The sequence below is a fragment of the Streptomyces sp. L-9-10 genome (assembly GCF_004151105.1).
GTDB lineage: Bacteria > Actinomycetota > Actinomycetes > Streptomycetales > Streptomycetaceae > Streptomyces.
The window spans coordinates 51,008-55,750 of record NZ_PHRF01000027.1 but is presented as its reverse complement, the minus strand read 5'-3'; the positions used below and the strand labels follow the sequence as shown (position 1 = coordinate 55,750).

Sequence of the window (4,743 nt, the reverse complement as noted above, 5' to 3'; positions counted from 1 at the left end):
CGCGAGAGAGTGATGGAGCAGACCATGAACGGCCCCACCGAGAAAGCCCCCGACGCCAACGTCGTGGAAGCGCTCCGCGCCGCGATGAAGGAGGCGGAGCGGCTGCGGCGGCAGAACCGCATGTTCGTCGCCGCGGCCAAGGAACCCATCGCCATCGTCGGAATGAGCTGCCGGTTCCCCGGCGGCGCGCATTCCCCCGAAGGACTCTGGGACCTCGTCGCCTCCGGCACCGACGCCATCTCAGGATTCCCCGCCGACCGGGGCTGGGACCTGGACGCGCTGCGCGACAGCACCACCGACGCGCGCGACACCTCCGTCAGCCAGCAGGGCGGATTCCTCAGCGCCGTCGCCGACTTCGACCCGGGCTTCTTCGGGATCTCGCCCCGCGAGGCCGTCACCATGGACCCCCAGCAGCGGCTGCTGCTGGAGACCACCTGGGAGGCCATCGAGCGGTCCGGGATCGACGCCACCCGGCTGCGCGGCACCCGTACCGGCGCGTTCATCGGCACCAACGGCCAGGACTACGCGTACCTGCTGGTCAGGTCGCTGGACGACGCGACCGGCGACGTCGGCACCGGTATCGCCGCCAGCGCCGTGTCCGGCCGGCTCTCGTACACCCTCGGGCTCGAAGGCCCGGCCATCACCGTCGACACCGCCTGCTCGTCCTCGCTGGTCGCCCTCCACCTCGCCGTGCAGTCGCTGCGCAACGGCGAATGCGGACTCGCGCTCGCCGGCGGCGTCAACGTGATGTCCACCCCCGGCTCGCTCATCGAGTTCAGCCGGCAGGGCGGACTCGCCAGGGACGGCCGCTGCAAGGCGTTCTCCGAGTCGGCCGACGGCACCGGCTGGTCCGAGGGCGCGGGCGTCCTGATGCTGGAACGGCTGTCGGACGCGCGGCGCGACGGGCACCCGGTCCTCGCCGTCATCCGGGGCTCCGCCGTCAACCAGGACGGTGCCTCCAACGGCTTCACCGCCCCCAACGGCCCCTCGCAGCAGCGGGTGATCCGGCAGGCACTCGCCAACGCCGGACTCACCCCGGCGGACGTGGACGCCGTGGAGGCACACGGGACGGGCACCCCGCTGGGCGACCCCATCGAGGCGCAGAGCCTGCTCGCGAGCTACGGCCAGGACCGGGAACACCCGCTGCTGCTGGGCTCGGTCAAGTCCAACATCGGGCACACCCAGGCCGCCTCGGGCGTCGCGGGCGTCATCAAGATGGTCATGGCGATGCGGCACGGCGTGGTGCCGAAGACGCTGCACGCCGACGAACCGTCGTCGCACGTCGACTGGTCGTCCGGCAGGGTCGAACTCCTCACCGAGGCGCGCCCCTGGCCGGACGCGGGCCGTCCGCGCCGAACGGGCGTCTCCTCGTTCGGGGTCAGCGGCACCAACGCGCATGTGATCATCGAGCAGGCGCCGGACGCCGGGGAGCCCCCTGCCCCGCAGGACGAGACCGCCCCCGCCCGCCGCGCGACCGCGCTGCCGTGGGTCGTCTCGGGGCGGACCGCCGAGGCGCTGCGCGACCAGGCCGCCGCGCTGCTGAGCAGGCTGGAGGCCGAGCCCGGTACGCGCGCGCTGGACACCGCGCTCTCCCTCGCGACCTCCAGGGCGAGCCTGGAACACCGTCTCGCCGTCGTCGCGGACGAGGACGGCCGGGCGGGACGCGCGGCGCTGGAGAGCTGGATCGAGAACGGCGCGGCGGCCGGTGCGGTCGAGGGCACGGCGGCGGCACGCGCGAAGAGCGCGGTGCTGTTCTCCGGCCAGGGCAGCCAGCGGCTCGGGATGGGCCGCGAACTGTACGAGAGCTTCCCGGTGTTCGCCGAGGCGCTGGACACCGTACTGGCCCGGCTGGACGACGAGTTGGACCGTCCGCTGCGCGAGGTCATCTGGGGCGACGACGCGGAGGCGCTCAACGACACCGGGTTCACGCAGCCGGCGTTGTTCGCGGTCGAGGTGGCGCTGTTCCGGCTGGTGGAGTCGTGGGGTGTGGTCCCGGACTTCGTGGCGGGGCATTCGATCGGTGAGATCGCGGCGGCCCATGTGGCGGGGGTGTTCTCGCTGACGGACGCCTGCACGCTCGTGGCCGCGCGGGCGCGGCTGATGCGGGCGCTTCCGCCGGGCGGCGCGATGGTCGCCGTCCAGGCCACCGAGGACGAGGTGCTGCCGCTGCTGTCCGGCGAGGTGTCCGTCGCCGCCGTCAACGGCCCCGCCTCCCTGGTGATCTCCGGTGACGAGGACGCCGTCCTCAAGGCCGCCGCGCGGCTGGGGGAGCAGGGCCGCAAGACGACCAGGCTCCGGGTCTCGCACGCGTTCCACTCGCCGCTGACGGACCCGATGCTGGACGAGTTCCGCACCGTCGCGCGGGGCCTCGTCTACGCGGAGCCGGTCATCCCCGTCGTATCGAACCTGACGGGCCGTCTCGCGTCGGCCGAGGAGCTGTGCTCGGCCGGGTACTGGGTGCGGCATGTCCGCGAGGCGGTCCGGTTCGCGGATGGTGTGCGGACGCTCGGCGAGCAGGGTGTGACCGCCTTCCTGGAGCTGGGTCCTGACGGTGTGCTGTCGGCCATGGCCCAGGAGTCCGTACCGGACGGGGCCGTGACCGTACCCGTGCTCCGCAAGGACCGCCCCGAGGAGACCTCGGCCGTCACCGCGCTGGCCCGGCTGCACGTCCACGGCGTACGGGTGGAATGGCCGGCGTTCTTCGCGGGCACCGGCGCCCGGCTGGTGGATCTGCCGACCTACGCCTTCCAGCACGAGCGCTTCTGGCCGAAGACGACCTTCCGGCCCGCCGACGCGACCGGTCTCGGACTGGCCTCCGCCGACCACCCGCTGCTGGGCGCCGCCATGTCCGTGGCCGGCTCCGACGAACTCCTGCTGACCGGCACCCTCTCGCTCGCCACCCATCCGTGGCTGGCCGACCATGTCGTCAGCGGGATGGTCTTCTTCCCCGGCACCGGATTCCTCGAACTGGCGATCAGGGCCGCCGACCAGGCGGGCTGCGACCGCGTCGAGGAACTGATGCTCGCCGCCCCGCTCATCCTGCCCCGCACCGGCGCCGTCCAGGTGCAGATCTCCGTCGGCGGCGCGGACGACGAGGGCCGGCGCGAGCTGCGCTTCTACACCCGCCCCGCCGACGCCCCCGACGACGAGTGGACCCTGCACGCCTCCGGCCGCATCGGCGGCGGCGAGCGGATCCTCGGCTTCGACGGGTCCGTCTGGCCGCCCAAGGGCGCGACCGTGGTGGACATCGAGGGGCTGTACGACCGTTACGCGGGCAACGGGCTCGACTACGGACCGGTCTTCCGCGGCCTGCGCGCCGTCTGGCGCCGGGGCGAGGAGATCTTCGCCGAGGTCGCCCTCGACCGGGGTGTCGGCGACGCGAACGACTTCGGCATGCACCCGGCGCTGCTCGACTCCGTCCTGCACAGCACCGTGTTCGCCAGCGCGGACGGCGACGACCGCAGCCTGCTGCCCTTCGCCTGGAACGGCGTCTCCCTGCACGCCTCCGGCGCGTCGGCTCTGCGCGTGCGGATCACCAGCAACGGTCAGGACTCCGTCCAGCTCGCCGCCGTCGACGTCCAGGGCGAACCCGTCATCTCGGTGGACTCGCTGCTCCTGCGGGCGGCGGGCCCCCAGGCGGCCGACAGCGGACGCCGGGACGAACTGAACTCGCTCTTCCGCGTCGACTGGGTGCCCGGCACCCCGGAGGAGGTCTCCGAGGACACCGAATGGGTGGTGCTCGGCACGGACCGGCTGGGCCTGACGGCCGCCCTCGCCTCGACCGGCGCGGCCAAGCTCGGCGCCCCGGCGCGCACGCTCGCCGAGCTGATTGCCCGTGACGAGGAGGCGGTGCCGGGGACCGTGGTCGTACCGCTCCGTGGCGACAGTGCGCGCGGCGCCGAGTCGGCGCATGAACTCGCCCACTACGCACTGACGTTGGTGCGGGAGTGGCTGGCCGAGGAGCGCTTCGCGGACTCGCGGCTGGTGTTCGTCACCCGGGGCGCGGTCGAGGACGGCGCCATGGACGTCACCGATGTCGCCGCCGCCCCCGTATGGGGCCTGGTGCGCTCGGCGCAGGCCGAGAACCCCGGCCGGTTCCTGCTGGTGGACGCCGACGACGCCGCCGGCTCGGCGGCCGTACTCCCCACGCTGCCGGGGCTGATGGCCGCCGATGAGCCGCAGGCCGTGGTCCGCGCGGGCGCGCTGCGCGTCGGCAGGCTCGCCCGGCTGGAGTCGGGTACGGGACTGGTGCCGCCGGCTGGTGGGCCATGGCGGCTGGGCAGCCGGGCCAAGGGCAGTCTCGACGGGCTGACCCTGGCCCCGTTCCCCGAGGTCCTCGAACCGCTGACCGGCCGCGATGTACGCATCGAGGTCCGCGCCGCCGGAGTGAACTTCCGCGATGTCCTCAACGCGCTGGGCATGTACCCCGGCGACGCGGGGCTGTTCGGCTCCGAGGCGGCCGGTGTCGTGGTCGGGACCGGACCCGACGCGACCGACCTGCGGGTCGGCGACCGGGTCATGGGCATGCTCTTCGGCGGCTTCGGCACCCATGTGGTGGGCCACGAGCGCATGATGACCCGCGTACCGGACAACTGGTCGTGGGAGACGGCGGCCTCGATGCCGCTCGTCTTCCTGACCGCCTACCACGCGCTGGTGGAGCTGGGCGGTTTGCGGCGCGGCGAGAAGGTGCTGATCCATGCCGGTGCGGGTGGTGTGGGTATGGCGGCGATCCAGGTGGCGAAC

At 73.4% G+C, this 4,743-nt stretch carries 1 pseudogene; it reads left to right on the top strand.

Annotated elements, in window-relative coordinates:
• Nucleotides 1–132: 132 nt before the first annotated feature.
• Nucleotides 133–4,743: pseudogene (locus tag CU044_RS39390) on the top strand (beta-ketoacyl synthase N-terminal-like domain-containing protein); the annotation flags it as partial.